The organism is Janthinobacterium sp. EB271-G4-7A, from assembly GCF_020858075.1.
GTDB classification, from domain to species: domain Bacteria; phylum Pseudomonadota; class Gammaproteobacteria; order Burkholderiales; family Burkholderiaceae_D; genus Janthinobacterium; species Janthinobacterium lividum.
The window spans coordinates 1,463,582-1,482,830 of the sequence record NZ_JACYMI010000001.1 but is presented as its reverse complement, the minus strand read 5'-3'; the positions used below and the strand labels follow the sequence as shown (position 1 = coordinate 1,482,830).

Below are 19,249 nucleotides of genomic sequence, written 5' to 3'. Positions count from 1 at the left end.
CCCCACCACCCTGCCAGCCACCACCCCAGCCCCCGGAGACAGCATGGCCGATTCCACCATCGATTACGACGACGTGCAAGGCACGATCCTGCGCGGCTACCGCGTCAACCTGGCGCGCCATTTCATCTTCAGCATCACGGATGCGGCGCAGGCACGGCGCACCATCGCGGCTCTGCTCGACGGCAGCGACGGCTTGCCGTCCATTACCACCGCGCGGCACATCCACCCCAAGCCCCCCTGCTTCCTGAACCTCAGCTTTACCGCTCCCGGCCTGTCGGCGCTGGGCGTTGCCGCGACCGACCTGACCACCTTTGACCAGGCATTTCAACGGGGCGCGGCCGATCCGGCCAGCGTCACTGCCGTGGGCGACGTGGGCGACAGCGCCCCCGAACACTGGCTCGGCAACCTGGGGCCGGCTACCCAGCATGGCCAGGTGCATGCGCTGCTGAGCCTGTGGGTCAGCGAATCGACGGAAGTGCTAAAGGCGACCTCGGCCACACTACGCCGCGCCTTTGCCGCGGGCTGGCGCGAACTGTATGCGCACGACGGCGTGGCCCTGCCAGACAACCGCGTGCATTTCGGCTACCGCGACAGCATCGCCCAGCCCGACGTCGATGGCGCCCCACAGCGCAAGCGCGAACACGACCCTGACCCGCTCAACAGCGTGAAGACGGGGGAATTCCTGCTCGGCTATCCGAATGAAAACGGCGGCACCTACCAGGTGCAGCCGCCGCAGCTATCCACCAATGGCAGTTATGCCGCCTTCCGCATCTTGGAGCAGGACGTGCCCCTGTTCGACAGCATCCTGAGCCAGGGCGCGGCCAGTTCCGGACTCACGACAGAAATGGTGGCCGCCAAGATGTGCGGGCGCTGGCGCAACGGCAATCCGCTCGTGCTCAGGCCGGACGAGGCCGGGCCCGTGCTGCCGGACGCCAGCCTGAACCGCTTTCACTATGTCGATGGACAGCCGGACCTCGATGACACGCTGGGCCTAAAATGCCCGATCGGCGCGCACATCCGGCGCAATAATCCGCGCGACGAAGCCGTCGTGGGCGCCTCCGCCCGCCACCACCGCATCGTGCGGCGCGCCATGCCCTACGGCAGCGAATATGATCTGGCAGCACCCATCGCAGCGCAGCGTGGCCTGGTCGGCTATTTCATCAATGCCAGCCTGCGCAATCAGTTCGAGTTCCTGATGAAGCAATGGAACAATGACGATGCCTTCGTCAAATCGGCCGTCGGCCCGGCCGGTCCCGACGCGGGCGATGCCACGTTCAACATCAGCGGCCAGGACGTGTTCCTGGGCACCAACGACCCGGCCGTCAGTTCCTTCACCTTGCCCGGCGTGGGCGCCAAGGGAAGCGGCAATACCGAACTGCAGCATTTCTCGCGCAGCGTCATCACGCGTGGCGGCGTGTATTGCTTCTTCCCCAGCATCACGGGATTGCGCTACCTGGCGAACCTCGGCTAGGCGGGCGCGCCACGGAGGCAAGCGGGAACGGCGCGGACCGCTTGCATTGATCCTGTCATTGCACTATCGTTGGCACACGCGCGTGTTGCCAACCTTTCACAATGACAGGAGTTCCCACCGTGTCGCTGATACTCTACGGCCACCCCTTTTCCTCGTACACGCAGAAGGTGCTCATCGCCCTGTACGAGAACGCCATCCCGTTCTCCTTCCGCTGCCTGGCGCCGGACATGCCGCAGCACCTGCAGCAATGGCTGGAACGCTGGCCGCTGCGCAAGTTTCCGCTGCTGGTGGACGGCGAGCGCAACGTCGCCGAGACCAGCATCATCATCGAATACCTGCAACTGGCCCATCCCGGCCCGCTGCGCCTGCTGCCGGACGATCCGATGCAGGCGCTGGACGTGCGTTTTCTCGACCGCTATTTCGACCTGCACGTCATGACACCCGTGCAGCATGCCGTCGGCGCCGCCCTGACCGGCGACCCGGTGAAGACAAGGGAAGGCCGCGCGTTTGCCGGCGAAAAGCTGGACCTCGCCTACGCCTGGCTGGAAAAGCACCTGGCCGGCAAGACGTGGGCCGCCGGCGACCACTTCAACCTGGCCGACTGCGCCGCCGCCCCCGCGCTGTTCTATGCGGACTGGACCCAGCCGATTCCCGCGACGCTGCCCCTGCTGCGCGCCTACCGCGCGCGCCTGCTGGCCCGCCCATCGTTCGCCCGCGCGGTGGAAGAGGCACGTCCGTACCGCCACCTCTTCCCCCTGGGCGCACCGCAGCGCGACTGACCTTGTTCAGTAAACCTGTTCAGCCAAACACGGGGCGGAAAAAACTGCGCTCGTAGCTGACGATGCAGCGCGTCTCTTCCGCATAGCGGAAGGCGGCCTGGCATTCGGCGTCCTGCATCGAGTCGATGCGGTACTGCTCGTACAAAGCCAGGCTGGGAAACGAGAACATGGCCAGCGCCACGTTGCTGGCGCCTTCGGAGGGTAAAAAGTAGCCGTGGTGCTGGCCGCCGAAACGTTCGACCAGCGGTATCCACAGCTTGCCGTAGGCTTCGAATTCCTTCAGTTTGTACGGATCGATGATGTAGCGCAGGTAGCAGGTGATCATGAGTCTTCCTTTTGTAAATTCAGTTCCATCAGCATGCCAGCTTCCCAGGAACCGATGGCGACCAGTGGCGAGCCAGGCAAGAAGTCCAGCGCGCAGGGATAGGCAACGGCGTGTTCGGCAAGCACGCCGAGTCCCGGCCAGGCGTAGAACAGCAGCTTGCCCTTGCCGATGCGTCCCAGCGCGCTGCCGTCGGGCAGCCAGCGCAAGGCGCCGCCCGTGCCGCCGCCCGCCTCCACGGGCACCGTGGCCAGCCGGCGGCCATCGTCCAGCGCATGCACGGACAGTGACTCTTGGCCGTCAGCGTAATGCAGCACTGCCAGGAGCGTGCCATCGGGCGACGGCGCGCACGACGCCAGCTTCGGCAGCGACAGCACCACGCGGCCGGCGCCCGCCTGCAGCGGCCAGTCCCACACGCTGCAATAGTCGGGCGGCTGCACTTGCCCCTCTTCCACCGATTTGACGCCATGCAGGAGCAGCAGACGCCGGCCGCCACCGATAGCCCACATGCCGCGCAGCATCTCGCCCGGGTGCGCCTGCGTGAAGAGCGCGTCGCCCGTCTGCGCGTCGCGCACCCGCAGGCGGCCATCCCAGGCGCCATCGACCAGATACCTGCCGCACGGCGACCACGCGGGGCCGCAGCCTTCGCCATCTTTCTTGTTCTGGAAATTGAACAGCAATTGTCCCGCATCGGCATCCACCACGGCAATCTGGCCCGTCGTGCTCTTGATGGCGAGCCGGCTGCCGTCGGGCGAGAAGGCCATGCCCGACATGTGCGCGATGAATTTGCCGCGCCACAGTTTCTGTCCTGCCGCCACGTCCCACAGCACCAGGTCGCGCCCCAGCACGGCCAGGCGCGTGCCATCGGGTGAAAACTGCACGCCGTAGCTACAGCCCAGCTTCAAGGGCTTGCGCGTCGCCGTCACGGGCGTGCCAGGCGGTACACGACGCAATCGAGGTCGTAATGGCGCCCCATGCCCACGTATTGCATGCCCAGGCGCGTCATGACCTTGATCGAGGCGGCATTGTCCGGGTGGGCCACGGCCACCACTGCGGGCGCGCCGACGACATCGAACGCGTGCGCGACGATGGCGGCAGCCGCCTCGCTGGCATAGCCCTGGCCCCAGCCTGTACGCGCCAGGCGCCAGCCGATTTCATGCGGTTTAGTCTTGTCGCCATCGAGATGCTGCAGGCAAGCCATGCCCACCATCTCGCCATCATCGAGGCGTATCAGCGCCCACCACGAATAGCCCCACTCGGCCCAGCGGCCCGTGATGCGCGTGACGGCCGCGCGCGTATTTTCTTCCGTCTCGGGCTGGCCCGCATTCAGATAGGTCATCACCTCGGGATCCGTGTTGAGGGTGCGCATGCGCTCGTAGTGCTGCTCGGTGATCGGTTCAAGGCGCAGGCGCGCCGTCGTCAGTATGGTCATCGCATTTCCTTGGACGAAAAAAAAGACGATACACGATCGTCTTTTTTTTGCAAGCGCACACGCGATTACTTGCCTGCTTCGCCCTTCTTGATCCACGCCGCCAGCTGGTGCGGACGCAGGCCGTCGTAGTCTTCGAACGGCTGGTGGATCCACGGATTGTGCGGCAGTTCATCGAGGAAGTAGTCGGGACGCACGACGGAGCAGCCTTTCAACCAGATCACGGCCGATTTGACTTCGGTCACGTCAGGGAAGTTTTCCTTCAGGTGACGCGTGACCTTGTCCAGGGTGACGCCCGAATCGGCCAGGTCGTCGACCAGCAGGATGCGGCCAGCCAGCGGGCCCTTGGTCATCGTCATGTACTTGGCGATATCGAGGTCGCCGCGCACCGTGCCCGCGTCTTCGCGGTAGGAGCTGGTCGACAGGATGGCCAACGGCAAATCAAAAATGCGCGAGAACACGTCGCCGGGACGCACGCCGCCGCGCGCCAGGCACAATACCTGGTCGAATTTCCAGCCCGATTCGTAGACCTTGAGCGCCAGGCGCTCGATCAGGCGGTGGTATTCTTCCCAGTTGACCCAGAGATGTTGATCGTTCGATTGTGGGGTAGTCATGATAGTGGAATCTTATTATTAGCGTGATTAAAAAAATCCGCCTTGCGGCGGATTGTGTCCAGCAGCTTACTCGAATGGGTGGCGCAGCACGATCGTTTCTTCACGATCCGGACCGGTCGAAACCATGTCCACCGGCACGCCGACCAGTTCTTCGATGCGCTTGATGTAAGCGCGCGCCGTTGCCGGCAGGGCCGCCAGCGATTTCGCGCCGACCGTGCTTTCCGTCCAGCCTGGCATCTCTTCGTACACAGGTACGCAACGGGCGGCTTCTTCAGCGCCCGATGGGAAGATGTCCGTGGCCACGCCGTCGATGGTGTAGCCGGTGCACAGTTTCAGCGTTTCGATACCATCCAGTACGTCCAGCTTGGTCAGGCACATGCCCGTCACGCCGTTGATCTGCACGGAGCGGCGCAGCAAGGCGGCGTCGAACCAGCCGCAGCGGCGGGCACGGCCCGTCACGGTGCCGAATTCATGGCCGACTTGCGCCAGGTGGTGGCCGACGCCCGCATCCGTTGGCAGTTCCGACGGGAACGGGCCGGAGCCGACACGCGTCGTGTAAGCCTTGGTGATGCCCAGGATGTAGTGCAGCATGCCAGGACCGACGCCCGAACCGGCGGCGGCATTGCCGGCCACGCAGTTCGACGAGGTGACGAACGGATAGGTGCCGTGATCGACGTCGAGCAGGGAACCCTGTGCGCCTTCGAACAGCAGGTTCGCGCCGGCCTTGTGCGCCTTGTACAGCGCGCTCGACACGTCGGTGACCATCGGGCGCAGGCGCGGCACATAGGCCAGCGCGTCGTCGAGGGTCTTCTGGTAATCGATGCGCGGAGCTTTCAGGTAGTGCTCCAGCACGAAGTTGTGGTAATCGAGGTTTTCCGCCAGTTTTTCAGCGAAACGGCTCTCGTTCAGCAGGTCGGCGACGCGGATGGCGCGGCGCGCCACCTTGTCTTCGTAGGCCGGGCCGATGCCCTTGCCCGTGGTGCCGATCTTGGCCGCGCCGCGCGCAGCTTCACGGGCCAGGTCGAGTGCCGAGTGGTAAGGCAGGATCACCGGCGCGGCGTCCGACACTTTCAGGCGCGAGGCGACTTCGACGCCGACGGCTTCCAGCTTGTCGATTTCGCGCAGCACGTCCGGCACGGAAACGACCACGCCGTTACCGATGTAGCAGGCGACGCCTGGACGCATGATGCCCGACGGGATCAGCTGCAGCGCGGTTTTCACGCCACCGATGACCAGCGTGTGGCCTGCATTGTGGCCGCCCTGGAAGCGCACCACACCTTGGGCGTGATCGGTCAACCAATCGACGATCTTGCCTTTACCTTCATCGCCCCATTGGGTGCCGATGACAACAACGTTCTTTGCCATAATTTTCTTTGACATCACTCAACCTAAGTTTTTAAGAATCCAGCTACTACCATTATCGGCAAGTACCAGCACGCGATCGCACTCGAACTCGTCTTGTTCATTACTGTGACCCGGCATACTCTGGATCACGACCTCGCCCGCCTTGCGCAACTCGGCGATTTTTTCCTTCAATTCTGGCGCGCTGCCCCACGGCGCGCGGATCGAATGCTTCCGTTCCGCGGTCGGCAACAGGCGCGCCAGTTCGCGCAAATCGAGCGAGAAGCCGGTCGCGGGACGAGCCCGGCCGAACGCTTCGCCGACGTGGTCATAACGGCCGCCGCGCGCAACCGCGTTCGGCAAGCCAGGTACATACAGCGCAAACATCGCGCCACTTTCATATTGGTAGCCGCGCAGGTCGGCTAGGTCGATCGCCACTTCGGCGCGGCCCAGCGCGGATCCTGCCAGCGCGGCCAGTTCGGCCAGCGCCTTGAGCACGCCCGGCAGCGGCGGCAGCACTTCGCGCGCACGCGCCAGCACGTCGATGTCGCCATACAGGTTCGGCAAGGCCAGCAGCGCATCGCGCGTCACGGCGTCATAGCCGGCCGTGAGGGCGCGCAGGCCCGGCGCATCTTTCGCGCGCAGCAGGGTGTACAGCGCAGCTTCGTCGCGCTCGGCATTGGCGTCTTGCGCAATGATAGCGCGCAACAGGCCGACGTGCGACAAATCCAGGCGTACCGCGTCGAATCCGGCCAGTGCCAGCGAAGCGAGCGCCAGTTCCTGGATCTCGGCATCCGCTTCCAGGCCGGCGTGGCCATAGATTTCGGCGCCGATCTGCAGCGGCTCGCGGGTGGCGTGCAGGCCCGACGGACGGGTATGCAGCACGCTGCCGGCGTAGCACAGGCGGGTGACGGTGGCACGGTTGAGCAGGTGCGCGTCGATGCGCGCCACTTGCGTCGTCATGTCGGCGCGCAGGCCGAGCATGCGGCCCGACAGCTGGTCGACCAGTTTGAACGTGCGCAGGTCGGTATCCTTGCCAGCGCCAGTCATCAGCGATTCCAGATACTCGAGCAGCGGCGGCATCACCAGTTCATATCCGTACAGACGGAAATTATCCAGCATGAGGCGGCGCAGCTCTTCGATCTTGCGCGCTTCCGACGGCAGAACATCGGCAATATTTTCGGGCAAAAGCCAATTCGGCATGAGGGAGCGAGATACGGAAGAAAGTTGAAAAAATGCATCATGCGAGGCAGCGGCAGGCGCGCCAGGCAAGAGGCCGAACCTGATATTTTACGCGAAAACACGGGCCTTTAGGGATAAGTTGTCCGAAACGCCGCCGCACAGCCCTAAAAACACCGCATTTTACGCCTTCCCGCAACAACATGGCGGACACAAAAAAACGGGGCCGGCATTGACGCCGGCCCCGCTGCTGCCGCACCCGTCCTTGCGGCCGGGCGCAGTCTCGATGCTGCCTTACTTCTTGGCCGAGCCGGCTGCGCCGCCGCCCTTGAAGTACTTGAAGAATTCCGAACTCGGATCGACCACCATCACGTCGCCCTTGTCCTTGAACGTGGCGCGGTAGGCTTCCAGGCTACGGTAAAACTTGTAGAACTCCGGATTCCTGCCAAACGCTTCCGCATAGATCTGCGATGCCTTGGCATCGCCCTCGCCGCGGATCTTCTCGGCTTCGCGATACGCTTCGGCCAGGATCACCGTGCGCTGCTTGTCGGCGTCGGCGCGGATTTTCTCGGAGTCGGCCGAACCGGTCGAACGCAGCTCATTGGCCACGCGCACGCGCTCGGACTTCATGCGCTCGTACACGGAGTTGTTGATCTGCTCGACGTAGTCGACGCGTTTCAGGCGCACGTCGACGATTTCCACGCCGATGGCCTTGGCTTCCGCCGAGACCTTCGCCAGGATCGCTTCCATCACCTTGCCGCGCTGGCCCGAGATCACTTCGCGCACGGTGCGCTTGGTGATTTCATCGTTCAGCGCTGCCTTGACGATTTGCGACATGCGGTTGCGGGCCGGCTTTTCATCGCCGCCAAAGCTGCGGAAATACAGCCGCGGGTCGGCGATGCGCCACTTCACATACGCGTCGACGAGGATGTTCTTCTTTTCGGCCGTGATGAAGCGTTCCGGTTCCGGCGTATCCAGGGTCAGGATGCGCTTGTCCAGGTACAGCACGTTCTGGAACGGCGGCGGCAGCTTGAAATACAGGCCCGGCGTGCTGATGACTTCCTTGACTTCACCGAGGGCGAAGACGACCGCATACTTACGCTGGTCGACCACGAACACGGTCGAGGACAAGAGCATGATCGCGATAAAGCCCGCGATCAGGGCGGCTACGATACGGTTCATTAGCGGCTCTCCCGTTCACGCGAAGAGCGGCTGTCGCGGCGCGTATTGACTTCTACTGTCGGCATGGCTTCCTGTGGCAAAACGGTGTTGGCTGCGGGTGTCGCGGCAGCACGGGCGGCGGCAGCGGCGGCATCGGTGGCAGCCGTCTGGGCGATCAGCTTGTCGAGCGGCAGGTACAGCAGATTGCTCCCCGTCTTCGCGTCGACCATGACCTTGCTGGCACTGCTGAACACTTGCTGCATCGTTTCGAGGTACATGCGGTCGCGCGTGACAACCGGCGCCTTCTGGTACTCGACCAGCACCTGCTTGAAGCGCGAAGCATTACCGGCGGCGTTCTCGGTCACCATCGCGCTGTACGCGGCCGCTTCCTCCATCAGGCGGAATGCGGCGCCGCGGGCTTTTGGAATGACGTCGTTGGCGTAAGCCTGGCCTTCATTCTTCTGGCGTTCGCGGTCCTGGCCTGCCTTGACGGCATCGTCGAAGGCGGCTTGCACCTGTTCCGGCGGCTGCACGGCCTGCATCGTCACGTTGGTGATGACGGCGCCGACCTTGTAGCGGTCGAGAATCTGCTGCATCAGCTGCTGCGTATCGTAAGCCACCTTTTCGCGGCCCTCGTACAGCACGAAGTCCATCTTGCTGCGGCCGACGACTTCGCGGATCGCCGTTTCGGCGACCTGGCGCAGGGTGTCTTCCTGGTCGCGCGTGTTGAACAGCCACGCCACGGGATCCTTCAGGGTGTATTGCACCGCGAACTGGATGTCGATGATGTTTTCATCGTCCGTCAGCATCAGCGACTCGCTGGCCTGCTTGTTGCGCAGCGACTGGCGGTAACCCACTTCCACCGTGCGCACCTGCGACACGTTGACGGTTTCGTCGGTCTGGAACGGGTACGGCCAGCGCCAGTTGAAACCGGCCGGCGTGGTGTGGCTGTACTTGCCGAACGTGAGCACGACGCCGTTCTGGCCCTCTTGCACGATGAAGGCGCCGCTGGCGAGCCAGATGAAGACGGCGATCACGCCGACCACGCCGGCGGTGATGCCGGCGCCCTTCATGTCGGGACGCGGACCACCGCCGCCACCGTTGTTATTGCCGCCGTTGTCGGGACGGTTCTTCTGTCCGAAAAAGGCGTTCAGGCGCTGATTGAAATCGCGCCACAACTGATCGAGGTCCGGCGGACCTTCGCCGGGCTTTTTGCCTTCTTGGGCTTTCTTGCCGTCGTCCTTGCGATTGCCCCAGCGGGGATCGTTCAGGGACAACTTCAAGCCTGTTTTTTTGAGTAGGGAGACAAGCATAACTATCGTGTTCCGACTTGGGAGTGGGTGGAAATCCTATCGTCCTCGCCAGGCTCTTCGTCCTGGTCCGGGGCGGCGCCATCGTGCTGGTCGTACTGACCGTCAAACTGATCTTCCTGCGGTGCTTCATCGTTCTGGTACAGGTGGGCCGAACCGGGCGCCTTCCTGGCCATCTCGACTATCGCATCGCGCAGCAGGTCGAGCCCGCTGCCCTTCTGCGCACTGACGAACACGCGACTGATCGTAGCATATTCGTCGCGCTCCACCGAAGGCTCCAGCCCGGCCGCATCGATCTTGTTCCACACGAGGATTTGCGGAATATGATCGGCGCCGATCTCTTTCAAGACCAGGTTGACCTGCTCGATCTGCTCCATGCGCACCGGCGACGCGGCGTCGACGACATGCAGCAGCAAATCGGCATGGATGGTTTCTTCAAGCGTGGCGCGGAATGCGGCCACCAGCTGGTGCGGCAATTCGCGCACGAAGCCGACCGTGTCGGAGATCACCACGTTACCCACTTCCTGGCCCAGGTAAACCCGGCGCGAGGTGGTGTCGAGGGTGGCGAACAACTGGTCGGCGACATACACGCCGGCCTTGGTCACGGCATTGAACAGGGTCGACTTGCCGGCATTGGTATAGCCGACCAGGGACACCGAGAATGTGTGATTGCGGCCGCGCGCGCGGCGCTGCGTTTCGCGCTGCTTGTGCAGCTTTTCCAGACGGGCGCGCAAGGCCTTGACGCGGTCGCCGATCAGCCGGCGGTCGGTCTCGAGCTGCGTCTCGCCGGGACCGCGCAAGCCGATACCGCCCTTCTGCCGCTCAAGGTGGGTCCAGCCGCGGATCAGGCGCGTGGCCAGATGCTGCAGCTGGGCCAGCTCGACTTGCAGCTTGCCCTCGTGGCTCTTGGCGCGTTGCGCGAAGATGTCGAGGATCAGGCTGGTACGGTCGAGCACGCGCACATTCAGGCGCTTTTCCAGATTGCGCTGCTGGGCAGGTGAGAGGGCGTGATTGAAAATGACGATTTCCAGGCCATCGTTGACGACGACGTCGCCAATTTCATCGGCCTTGCCGCTGCCGACGAAATACGCGGAATCGGGACTGGATCGCTTGGCCGTGATGGTGGAAATCGGGTCCGCGCCAGCCGAACGCGACAACAGCATGAGTTCCTCCATGCTGGCGGCGAAGTCGCTGTGACCGAAGTCAACCCCGACTAGTGCCGCGCGCATGATGGCATCTGATGAGTTGCGGCGGACGCCGACGCCGATGCAAACGCATCAGCGCCGCTGGCGCGGACGGGGGCGATAGAGGGTGAAAGGCGCTGGGCCGTCAAGCTCAACGCTTTACTCCGCTTCAGATTCAATATTGAGATTGACGGCACGGGCCGGCACCACTGTCGAGATGGCATGCTTGTACACCATCTGTGTCACCGTATTGCGCAGCAATACGACATATTGATCGAACGATTCGATATGGCCCTGCAATTTAATGCCATTGACCAGGTAAATCGAGACAGGAACATGCTCTTTGCGTAATGCATTGAGGAATGGGTCTTGTAACAGTTGCCCTTTGTTGCTCATAACAGCTCCGTTGTTTATGTTGTTGTGTAAGAATTGGAGGCGACTCGCTTGATTTCAAGTGCTCTCACACCTTTCAAAGAAAGAAAGATGCGTCATAGCTACTGTAACCTGTTTTCGCGATCGCTGTCGCGCATGGCGCATTAACACTTTATTATTCTCGTGCAAAAGCCATTGAATTGGCTGTCGGCGCCGCATTATCTCTGCGGCGCCTTAATATGCACTTAATTCAGCATTTAAATCATTACTTGCTTGGCGTGCGTGCAAACGGGTTTTTACCCGTGCGCAGTTCGATGCGCAGCGGCGTGCCGACCAACGCAAACGTATCGCGGAAATGTTTTTCCAGATAGCGTTTGTAGGGATCGCCAACGGCGTCGAGCGCATTGCCGTGAATAACGATCACAGGCGGGTTCATGCCGCCCTGGTGCGCATAGCGCAGCTTCGGACGAATCGACCCCTTGCGGCGCGGTTCCTGCTTCTCCACGGCCTCGATCAGGGCGCGCGTCAGCTTCGGTGTCGACAGGTCGCACATGGCGGCCGCATACGCGGCGTTGAGCGACTTCATCAGCGGACCGATATTGGTGCCCTTCAGCGCCGAAATGAAATGCATCTGCGCGAACGACAGGAAATCGAGCTTGCGGTCGATATCGATCTTGATTTCATCGCGCTCGTGCGATTGCAAGCCATCCCATTTATTCACGGCCACCACCAGCGCGCGGCCCGATTCCAGGATAAAGCCGGCGATATGCGCGTCCTGTTCCGAGATATCCTGCTGCGCGTCGAGCATCAGCACGACCACGTTGGCTTCGGAAATCGACTGCAGCGTTTTCACCACCGAGAATTTCTCGATCGCTTCAAACACCTTGCCACGGCGGCGGATACCGGCCGTGTCGATCAAGGTGTATTGCTGGCCATCGCGCTCGAACGGGATTTCGATCGAATCGCGCGTCGTGCCCGGCATGTCGAAGGCGATCACGCGCTCTTCGCCCAGCAGCGTGTTGATCAAGGTCGACTTGCCCACGTTCGGACGGCCGACGAGGGCGATCTTGATGCCGCGGTCGGTCTTTTCCAGCTCTTCAGGCTCATCCGGACGCTGCGCGAACGCCAGGTCCAGCATCACTTCGACGAGGTCGTTGACGCCGTCGCCGTGCGCCGACGAGATCGCATACGGATCGCCCATGCCCAATTCATAGAATTCGGACACGACGGCCGTGTAGCGCATGCCTTCGCTTTTGTTAACCACCAGCAAGACCGGGCGGCCGCTCTTGCGCAGGAAGTCAACGATGGTCTTGTCATGCGGGGTCAGGCCCTGACGGCCGTCCACGATGAACACCACCACGTCGGCCTCGGCCACGGCCTGCTTGGTCTGCAGTGCCATCTGGTGCATGATGCCTTCCTTGGCGACGGGTTCGAAACCACCCGTATCGATGACCAGGAAGGGACGTTCGCCGACACGGCCTTCGCCATAGTGACGATCGCGCGTCAACCCAGGCAAATCCGCCACCAGCGCATCGCGCGAGCGGGTCAGACGATTGAATAAAGTCGATTTCCCAACATTGGGTCGACCTACTAGTGCAATTACCGGCTTCATTGTATTACTCGACCGCGAGAGCGGTCACTGTCCCTGATTGGGTTTGAAAAATCAAATTCGAACCGGCAACAACGGGAGCCGAAACAATCGGGCTACCGTCGGTGCTGACACGACCTATTAATGCGCCATCTTCCCGTGACAGGAAGTGGATGTAACCTTGATAGTCACCGACGGCAACGCTGCGGCCGTAGGAGGCCGGCGTCGACAGGCGGCGGCGCGCCAGCGCCTCATTCTTCCAGGCGCTCTGGCCGCCTTCGCGGCTGAACGCCACGACGGCGCCCTGGGCGTCGGCAACAAACACGAAACGCTGGTCGACGGCCACGCCCACATCGGACGAGATCGGCTTGGTCCAGCGCGGCACGCCCGTGGCGGCATCGAAGCAGCCCGCCTTGCCCTGGTACGTGACGGCGCACACTTCGCCTTCGAATACCACCGGTGCGCCGGCGATATCGGAAACGCGTTCCAGTTCGGTGGCGCCGCGCGGTTCGCTGACGACGATCTCCCAGCGTACCACACCGGTGGCCGCCGTCAGCGCCAGCAGCTTGCCGCCCGGCTGGGCCACGTAGATGTTCGCGCCGCCCAGCACCATGCCCGGCGCATTGCGCAAGGTCAAGGCCGGCGTGGCGCGCTGCACCGTCCACTTGCGTTCACCCGTCTTGGCGTCGAAGCCGACGATGCGGTTGTCCACGCTGCGCACCACCACCACGCCCTGCCCTACGACGGGCGCCGTCAAGACTTCGCTGGACGCCTGCGCCTTCCACAGCTGCTTGCCGTCGGCATCGAACGCCAGCACGGTGCCCTTGGCGGCGCCCACGGCCACCAGCGTGCCATCGCTGCCGGCGCTGGACGTGATGTCGCTGCCGGCCTTGACGCGCCACGTCTCACGGCCGCTGGCCGCGTCCAGGCGCGCCAGCGCGCCATCGGCGCTGACCACGTACAGGCCGTTGCCGGCCAGCGCAGGCGTGAAGGCGTAGACGCCGGCCTTGCCGATCGAATACTTCCAGGCGTCGCGCACGGCGATGCTCGATTTTAACTCGACCAGCTTGGCCGGTTCGACTTTCGGATCTTTCGAGGCGAACGGGTTCCAGGACGAGCAACCGGCCATCAGGGCCAACAGACTTGCAGCTACCAGCTTTTCAGTGACACGCATAAGTGTTATCCAACCTTTTTCTTGTACTTGTAAGGGCAAGACCGGCGGTGCAAAGCGCCACGCGGCCACGCCGTCAGTGTTCCTGTCAGGCGGCAGCCTTGTCAGCCTTGGCCTTGTCTTCCGGTACCGTACCGCCAATCGCTTCCAGCTTGACCTGGATCAATTGACGGCCTGGGTTGTTCTTGTCCGTCGCGGCCAGTGCGGCCAGGTAAGCCGTGCGCGCATCGGCCAGCTTGTTTTGCGCCACCAGGATGTCGCCCTTGCGGTCGGCCACGGCGCCGGCAAATTGCGCCACGGAAGCCGTTGCCAGCACTTTCAGCGCTTCATCGTAGGCTTTTTCATCCAGCAGGACGCCGGCCAGGCGCAGCTTGGCGATCGCCTTGTACTCTTCCGTGCCGTGCTCGGCAACCCATTGCAGCTGGGTCTTGGCCGTTTTCAGGTCATTCGCGTCAAACGCCACCTTGGCCGCGGCCAGGGCGCTCATCTGCGCATACGCCGTGCCGCTGAAACGCGATTGCATGTCGCCAGCCGCGCGCATCACCTTGGCGGTGTCCTTGGCGGCGATGGCGTTTTGCAGTTCGTCGTACAGTTGGCCCGCTTGCGCAGCCTGCGTGCGCTGGTAGTACTGCCAGCCAGCCCAGCCGCTGTAGCCTGCCAGCGCCACGATCAGGACCCAGGAGGTCAGATTGCCATTGCGCTGCCACCAGGCCTTGAGGGTTGCCAGTTGTTCTTGTTCTTCGTGATCGTATGCCATGGGTCGTCAGTTTTAATGAGTAGTTGATCGAGGGTAGTACGGTCTTGCTGCAAATCAATGGTGGTGATGCACGTGGCCGCCAGGACCGTGGTCATGGCCGCAATCGTGGTCGCCGATGATCTGGTCCACCACGTAATCGACGACATCGTCGAACGGCACCGTGTTCTGCTGCGCGCCGGCATCGGCTTCGCGCATGGCTTTCACCGTAGCGACGTTATTGGCGATTTCATCGTCGCCCATGATCACGGCAAACGCCGCGCCGCTGGCGTCGGCCTTTTTCATTTGCGTCTTGAAGCTGCCGCCGCCGTTGCTCGCTGCGCAATGTAGCACAACGTCCAGGCCCGCATCGCGAATCCGCTCGGCCAGCACGAAGGCTTGCAAGCCTGCCTGCTCGCCCTGGTGCACCAGGTAGACGTCGCACTGGGCCGGCTGCTCGGGCTCGGCCGCGTCTTTCATCAGCAATACCAGGCGTTCGACGCCCATGCCGAAACCGACGGCGGGCGTCGATTTGCCGCCGAACATTTCCACCATGCCGTCATAGCGGCCACCGGCGCAGACCGTGCCTTGCGCGCCCAGCTTGTCGCTGACCCACTCGAACACCGTGCGGTTGTAGTAATCGAGGCCGCGCACCAGGCGTGGATTGATGGTGAACGGGATATTGTTGTGGTTCAATATCTTCTGCACGCCGTGGAAGTGGGCCAACGATTCCTCGCCCAGGTAGTCCAGCAGCTTCGGCGCGCCATTGACCAGGTCCTGCATCGCAGGGTTCTTGGTGTCGAGGATGCGCAGCGGATTGCTGTGCAGGCGGCGCTTGGCTTCTTCGTCGAGCAGCTCGCTGTGGCTTTCCAGGTAGGCGATCAGGTCGGCGCGGTGGCGCAGGCGCTCGGCCGCGTCGCCGATCGAGTTCAGTTCCAGGCGGATGCCTTCCAGGCCCAGGTCATCCCACAGGCGGCGCGACAGCATGATGATCTCGGCGTCGATATCCGGGCCCGTGAAGCCGATGGCTTCCACGCCGAACTGATGGAACTGGCGGTAGCGGCCTTTTTGCGGGCGCTCGTGGCGGAACATCTGGCCCTTGTACCACAGGCGTTTCGGGCCTTCGTAGACGAGGTTGTGCTCGACCACGGCGCGCACCACGCCGGCCGTGCCTTCAGGACGCAGGGTCAGGTTGTCGCCGTTCATCGAATCGGTGAACGAATACATTTCCTTTTCCACGATATCGGTCACGGCGCCGATGGCGCGCGCGAACAATTTCGTTTCTTCCACGATCGGCGTGCGGATTTGCTGGAAGCCATAGCTTTGCAGCACGGATTGCGCCGTGTTTTCAAACAATTCCCACAGCGGGGCATCGGCTGGCAGGACATCGTTCATGCCCTTCACGCCTGTAATTTTTTCTGCTTTTTTATTTTCGGACATAGTGTTCTTCTTTGCTTTAACTTGATTGTCGGATGACGCGCGTAGCGCTAATCCGACCTACCCGACCGATTACGCGGCAACCGGCGCGGTCTTGCCATAATGGCTTTTAACATAATTCAAGACGATGTCCTGGAATTCCTCGACGATGCGTTCGCCGCGCAGGGTGACGACTTTTTCGCCGTCGACAAACACGGGCGCGGCAGGCGACTCGCCCGTGCCGGGCAGGCTGATGCCGATGTTCGCATGCTTCGACTCGCCGGGGCCGTTGACGATGCAGCCCATGACGGCCACGTTCATCGCTTCCACGCCCGGATACGATTTCTTCCATTCCGGCATCTGCTCGCGCAGATACGTCTGGATGTTGTCGGCCAGCTCCTGGAAGGTGGTCGACGTCGTGCGGCCGCAGCCTGGGCAAGCGATGACCATGGGCGCGAACTTGCGCAAGCCCATGGTTTGCAGGATTTCCTGGCCGACGATGACTTCGCGCGTGCGGTCGCCGCCCGGTTCGGGCGTGAGCGAAATGCGGATGGTGTCGCCGATGCCTTCCTGCAGCAGCACGGCCAGGGCCGCGGTGGACGCCACGATGCCCTTGCTGCCCATGCCCGCTTCCGTCAAGCCCAGGTGCAGCGGATAGTCGCAGCGCTGCGCCAGTTCGCGGTACACGGCGATCAGGTCCTGCACGCCCGAAACCTTGCACGACAGAATGATCTTGTCGCGCGCCAGACCCAGTTCTTCGGCGCGCACGGCATTTTCAATCGCCGACGTCACCAGCGCTTCATACATGACGGCTTGCGCCGGCCACGGTTCGGCGCGGCCCGCGTTTTCATCCATGATGCGCGCCAGCAAGGCCTGGTCCAGGCTGCCCCAGTTCACGCCGATGCGCACCGGCTTGTCGTAGCGGCAAGCCGCCTCGATCATTTGCGCGAATTGCGTATCGCGCTTGGCGCCCTTGCCCACGTTGCCCGGGTTGATGCGGTACTTCGACAGCGCGCGCGCGCAATCGGGGTAATCGTTGAGCAGGGTATGGCCGTTATAGTGAAAATCGCCCACCAGCGGCACGTCGATGTCCATCTTGTCGAGCTGCTCGCGGATGTAGGGCACGGCCGCTGCCGCTTCAGGACGGTCCACCGTCAGGCGCACCAGCTCCGAACCGGCACGCGCCAGTTCCTTGATCTGGATCGCCGTGCCGATGGCGTCGGCCGTATCCGTGTTCGTCATCGACTGCACCACCACGGGGGCGTCGCCGCCCACCCAGATCTGGCGCTGGCCGTGCGCGATCAGCACCTTGCGGCTGTCGCGACGGCCGGATGGACCGGAGCCGATCGCTGTTTTCGAGGTAGCCATAATATTATCTTCTGAGTTTGCTTGAACGGTTACTGCAATTATTTGATGCTGACACGGGAAATCGTGCCGCCGGCAACGGTCGGCAGATCCAGCTTGGCGCCGCGCAAGGTTGCCTGCACGACACCAGGCTTACCGACCACCAGGGTGGCCGGTCCCGTGATATCGAACGTTTCCGTGCTGCCCGCCTTGACCATGCGCGAAATCAGCGGCGTGCTGCCGGGGCGGCGGATTTCCACCCAGGAATCCTGCTCGACCTTCAGCACCAGCGCATTCGCGCCCACGGCAGCCGCAGCCGCGGGCGGCGTGACGGCAGCCGTCGCCGCTGGAGCGGGCGCGGGCACGGCGGCTGGCGGCACTACGGCAGCGGCCGGCGCCGAAGCGACGGCGGCCGGTGCGCCCGTCTGCGTATCGTTGCCTGGCGGCGGCGGCACGGAAATCAGGGGCACGGACGGCGACTGCACGGGCGTCAAGTCCTGGCCCGGCTTGATCAGGGTCGTTTCCACGGGGCCCACTTCCGCATGCGCCGTTTCTTTCCCGGCCTGCGAGGACAGCAGGCCGGCCGGCACATAACCGAGTTTATACGCGCCAAAGGCGGCCGCCACGACGACAGCCACGGCGCCGGCGATCCAGAGGGGAGTCTGGTTCGACGAGCGCTGCGTCATCGACGGGAAGCGCGACTCGGAAAACGTGGCGGAAATTTCACGCCGCACGGGCGCGGCCGGGTCCTGCTGCGCCGGCGCCGGATGGACTTCGATCATGGCCACCAGCGGCGCCGCGTCGAGACGCACCACCTTGGCGTAGGCGCGCACGAAACCGCGCACCACGGCCAGATTCGGCAAAGCCGCCATGTCGCCCTCTTCCAGCGCGATCACCTGGCGCGGCGCCAGCTTGAGCTGGTCGGCCACCTGCTCCACCGGCCAGCCCAGCGCTTCGCGCTGCGCTTTCAACTGTGCGCCTGCCAACGCAAGATTGCCCTGGGGCTGCTGCTGAGGCGTTTCTGCCCACTCTGAATTCATTGGTATCCCTGTCTCACTCATCAAACGCCCCATTTTGATAAGCAGCATATTCGGGGGAGCCGGAATGGTGGTTGCGCAACAGCGCCCCCAGGCCAGCTTCCGCACCCGCATCCCCGAGCTTATGCTGCACCTTGATCCCGAGCCACAGCACATCGGCCGTCTGGCCCTCCATTGTCGCTACTTTACCGAGCAGCTCAAGGTAATGAGCCGCTTGCCGGTAGTCTTGCTGTTGGTAATACACGCGCACCAGGCCGGCATAGGTAATTGCCGCGCCAGGTGCGATGCGCTCCGCCTTGAGCCAGTAGCCGGCGGCGCGCGGGTAATCTTTCATGACCAGGCTGCACGCCGCCGCATTATGCAGCGCCAGTTCAGGCGTGCCATAGGCGGCATCTTGCAATGCGGCATCAAAATACGCCAGCGACTGCGCCGCGCGCCCGGTCTGGCACAGAAACAGGCCATAATTATTGCTCAACTCGGGATTGTGGGGCGCAAGGCGCAATGCGTAAAGAAAATCTTTTTCAGCAGCCACGGGTTGGCGCATAGCAGCAAAAATCAGGGCGCGCATGCCGCGCACCTGGGCGTTGCCCGGCACCAGCTGCACCGCCTGCTCCGCTTCCGCCAACGCCACCACAAACTGGTCTTGCATATAATAGGCGCTGGCCAACTGCAAGCGCAAGGCGGCGCGCTGCTCGACAGATGCAGCCTGCTCCTTGTCTGCGGTGGAAGCACAGCCGGCCAGCAGCACGCCCAGGCTGACAACAGCCACGGCAAGTACGCCAGGATAAGCCATGCTTC

Annotated in this window: 19 protein-coding genes; 2 read left to right on the top strand and 17 right to left on the bottom strand. The window is 63.0% G+C overall.

Going from position 1 to position 19,249, the window contains the following annotated elements; genetic code table 11:
- Positions 1 to 43: 43 nt before the first annotated feature.
- A complete protein-coding gene (locus IGS58_RS06670) occupies positions 44 to 1,471 on the top strand; it encodes a Dyp-type peroxidase (protein WP_230520913.1) in 1,428 nt (475 codons plus the stop codon).
- Positions 1,472 to 1,590: 119 nt separating this feature from the next.
- Positions 1,591 to 2,250: a glutathione S-transferase family protein gene (locus tag IGS58_RS06665; RefSeq protein ID WP_230520912.1), complete on the top strand. Its 660-nt coding sequence runs from the start codon at positions 1,591 to 1,593 to the stop codon at positions 2,248 to 2,250.
- A gap of 19 nt (positions 2,251 to 2,269) precedes the next feature.
- Here IGS58_RS06665 and IGS58_RS06660 read toward each other — a convergent pair whose 3' ends face one another.
- The 17 genes from IGS58_RS06660 to pilW form a co-directional block, all read right to left on the bottom strand.
- Positions 2,270 to 2,575: an NIPSNAP family protein gene (locus IGS58_RS06660; protein WP_230520911.1), complete on the bottom strand. Its 306-nt coding sequence runs from the start codon at positions 2,573 to 2,575 to the stop codon at positions 2,270 to 2,272.
- Positions 2,572 to 3,498 (bottom strand): WD40 repeat domain-containing protein, encoded by a 927-nt coding sequence (locus tag IGS58_RS06655; RefSeq protein WP_230520910.1) that lies wholly within the window; start codon positions 3,496 to 3,498, stop codon positions 2,572 to 2,574. Before IGS58_RS06655 ends, IGS58_RS06660 begins: the two co-directional genes overlap by 4 nt.
- Positions 3,495 to 4,004: a GNAT family N-acetyltransferase gene (locus IGS58_RS06650; RefSeq protein ID WP_034789022.1), complete on the bottom strand. Its 510-nt coding sequence runs from the start codon at positions 4,002 to 4,004 to the stop codon at positions 3,495 to 3,497. Before IGS58_RS06650 ends, IGS58_RS06655 begins: the two co-directional genes overlap by 4 nt.
- Positions 4,005 to 4,069: 65 nt before the next feature.
- Complete coding sequence (locus IGS58_RS06645) at positions 4,070 to 4,615, bottom strand: phosphoribosyltransferase (RefSeq protein WP_034752020.1); 546 nt, start codon at positions 4,613 to 4,615, stop codon at positions 4,070 to 4,072.
- Positions 4,616 to 4,681: 66 nt separating this feature from the next.
- Positions 4,682 to 5,995, bottom strand: coding sequence for an adenylosuccinate synthase (locus tag IGS58_RS06640; protein ID WP_034789024.1), 1,314 nt, complete (start codon positions 5,993 to 5,995; stop codon positions 4,682 to 4,684).
- 3 nt (positions 5,996 to 5,998) lie between these two features.
- Entirely contained in the window at positions 5,999 to 7,159 is a 1,161-nt protein-coding gene (locus tag IGS58_RS06635) for an ATP phosphoribosyltransferase regulatory subunit (RefSeq protein WP_070254058.1), read from the bottom strand.
- 270 nt (positions 7,160 to 7,429) lie between these two features.
- Positions 7,430 to 8,317: a protease modulator HflC gene (gene hflC, locus IGS58_RS06630; protein ID WP_034789029.1), complete on the bottom strand. Its 888-nt coding sequence runs from the start codon at positions 8,315 to 8,317 to the stop codon at positions 7,430 to 7,432.
- On the bottom strand, positions 8,317 to 9,609 hold the full coding sequence (hflK, locus tag IGS58_RS06625) for an FtsH protease activity modulator HflK (RefSeq protein ID WP_070254060.1): 1,293 nt from the start codon (positions 9,607 to 9,609) through the stop codon (positions 8,317 to 8,319). The genes hflC and hflK overlap by 1 nt, the downstream gene beginning before the upstream one ends.
- A 2-nt stretch (positions 9,610 to 9,611) precedes the next feature.
- Positions 9,612 to 10,835, bottom strand: coding sequence for a GTPase HflX (hflX, locus tag IGS58_RS06620; protein ID WP_034752026.1), 1,224 nt, complete (start codon positions 10,833 to 10,835; stop codon positions 9,612 to 9,614).
- Positions 10,836 to 10,949: 114 nt separating this feature from the next.
- Positions 10,950 to 11,186 (bottom strand): RNA chaperone Hfq, encoded by a 237-nt coding sequence (gene hfq / locus IGS58_RS06615; RefSeq protein ID WP_008450615.1) that lies wholly within the window; start codon positions 11,184 to 11,186, stop codon positions 10,950 to 10,952.
- Between the two features lie 241 nt (positions 11,187 to 11,427).
- Entirely contained in the window at positions 11,428 to 12,774 is a 1,347-nt protein-coding gene (der, locus tag IGS58_RS06610) for a ribosome biogenesis GTPase Der (protein ID WP_034752028.1), read from the bottom strand.
- A gap of 4 nt (positions 12,775 to 12,778) precedes the next feature.
- The gene (gene bamB / locus IGS58_RS06605; protein WP_230520909.1) at positions 12,779 to 13,924 is read right to left on the bottom strand and encodes an outer membrane protein assembly factor BamB; all 1,146 of its coding nucleotides are present in this window, start codon (positions 13,922 to 13,924) and stop codon (positions 12,779 to 12,781) included.
- Positions 13,925 to 14,009: 85 nt separating this feature from the next.
- Positions 14,010 to 14,678 (bottom strand): YfgM family protein, encoded by a 669-nt coding sequence (locus IGS58_RS06600; RefSeq protein WP_034752031.1) that lies wholly within the window; start codon positions 14,676 to 14,678, stop codon positions 14,010 to 14,012.
- 54 nt (positions 14,679 to 14,732) lie between these two features.
- A complete protein-coding gene (gene hisS, locus IGS58_RS06595) occupies positions 14,733 to 16,094 on the bottom strand; it encodes a histidine--tRNA ligase (RefSeq protein WP_034789042.1) in 1,362 nt (453 codons plus the stop codon).
- Between the two features lie 69 nt (positions 16,095 to 16,163).
- Positions 16,164 to 17,438 carry a flavodoxin-dependent (E)-4-hydroxy-3-methylbut-2-enyl-diphosphate synthase gene (gene ispG / locus IGS58_RS06590; RefSeq protein WP_034789045.1) on the bottom strand — a complete coding sequence of 425 codons (1,275 nt, stop codon included), beginning with the start codon at positions 17,436 to 17,438 and terminating at the stop codon, positions 16,164 to 16,166.
- Between the two features lie 38 nt (positions 17,439 to 17,476).
- On the bottom strand, positions 17,477 to 18,385 hold the full coding sequence (locus IGS58_RS06585) for a helix-turn-helix domain-containing protein (protein ID WP_329957973.1): 909 nt from the start codon (positions 18,383 to 18,385) through the stop codon (positions 17,477 to 17,479).
- Positions 18,386 to 18,467: 82 nt separating this feature from the next.
- Positions 18,468 to 19,220, bottom strand: a complete 753-nt coding sequence (pilW, locus tag IGS58_RS06580; RefSeq protein ID WP_230520907.1) for a type IV pilus biogenesis/stability protein PilW — start codon at positions 19,218 to 19,220, stop codon at positions 18,468 to 18,470.
- Positions 19,221 to 19,249 lie beyond the last annotated feature (29 nt).

Bases quoted from the DNA above. Each gene is read 5' to 3' on its own strand.
- hflK (WP_070254060.1), bottom strand. From the start codon at position 9,609: ATGCTTGTCTCCCTACTCAAAAAAACAGGCTTGAAGTTGTCCCTGAAC.
- bamB (WP_230520909.1), bottom strand. From the start codon at position 13,924: ATGCGTGTCACTGAAAAGCTGGTAGCTGCAAGTCTGTTGGCCCTGATG.
- ispG (WP_034789045.1), bottom strand. From the start codon at position 17,438: ATGGCTACCTCGAAAACAGCGATCGGCTCCGGTCCATCCGGCCGTCGC.
- IGS58_RS06635 (WP_070254058.1), bottom strand. From the start codon at position 7,159: ATGCCGAATTGGCTTTTGCCCGAAAATATTGCCGATGTTCTGCCGTCG.
- der (WP_034752028.1), bottom strand. From the start codon at position 12,774: ATGAAGCCGGTAATTGCACTAGTAGGTCGACCCAATGTTGGGAAATCG.
- IGS58_RS06600 (WP_034752031.1), bottom strand. From the start codon at position 14,678: ATGGCATACGATCACGAAGAACAAGAACAACTGGCAACCCTCAAGGCC.
- hflC (WP_034789029.1), bottom strand. From the start codon at position 8,317: ATGAACCGTATCGTAGCCGCCCTGATCGCGGGCTTTATCGCGATCATG.
- IGS58_RS06670 (WP_230520913.1), top strand. From the start codon at position 44: ATGGCCGATTCCACCATCGATTACGACGACGTGCAAGGCACGATCCTG.
- IGS58_RS06650 (WP_034789022.1), bottom strand. From the start codon at position 4,004: ATGACCATACTGACGACGGCGCGCCTGCGCCTTGAACCGATCACCGAG.
- IGS58_RS06640 (WP_034789024.1), bottom strand. From the start codon at position 5,995: ATGTCAAAGAAAATTATGGCAAAGAACGTTGTTGTCATCGGCACCCAA.
- hflX (WP_034752026.1), bottom strand. From the start codon at position 10,835: ATGCGCGCGGCACTAGTCGGGGTTGACTTCGGTCACAGCGACTTCGCC.
- hfq (WP_008450615.1), bottom strand. From the start codon at position 11,186: ATGAGCAACAAAGGGCAACTGTTACAAGACCCATTCCTCAATGCATTA.
- IGS58_RS06660 (WP_230520911.1), bottom strand. From the start codon at position 2,575: ATGATCACCTGCTACCTGCGCTACATCATCGATCCGTACAAACTGAAG.
- hisS (WP_034789042.1), bottom strand. From the start codon at position 16,094: ATGTCCGAAAATAAAAAAGCAGAAAAAATTACAGGCGTGAAGGGCATG.
- IGS58_RS06645 (WP_034752020.1), bottom strand. From the start codon at position 4,615: ATGACTACCCCACAATCGAACGATCAACATCTCTGGGTCAACTGGGAA.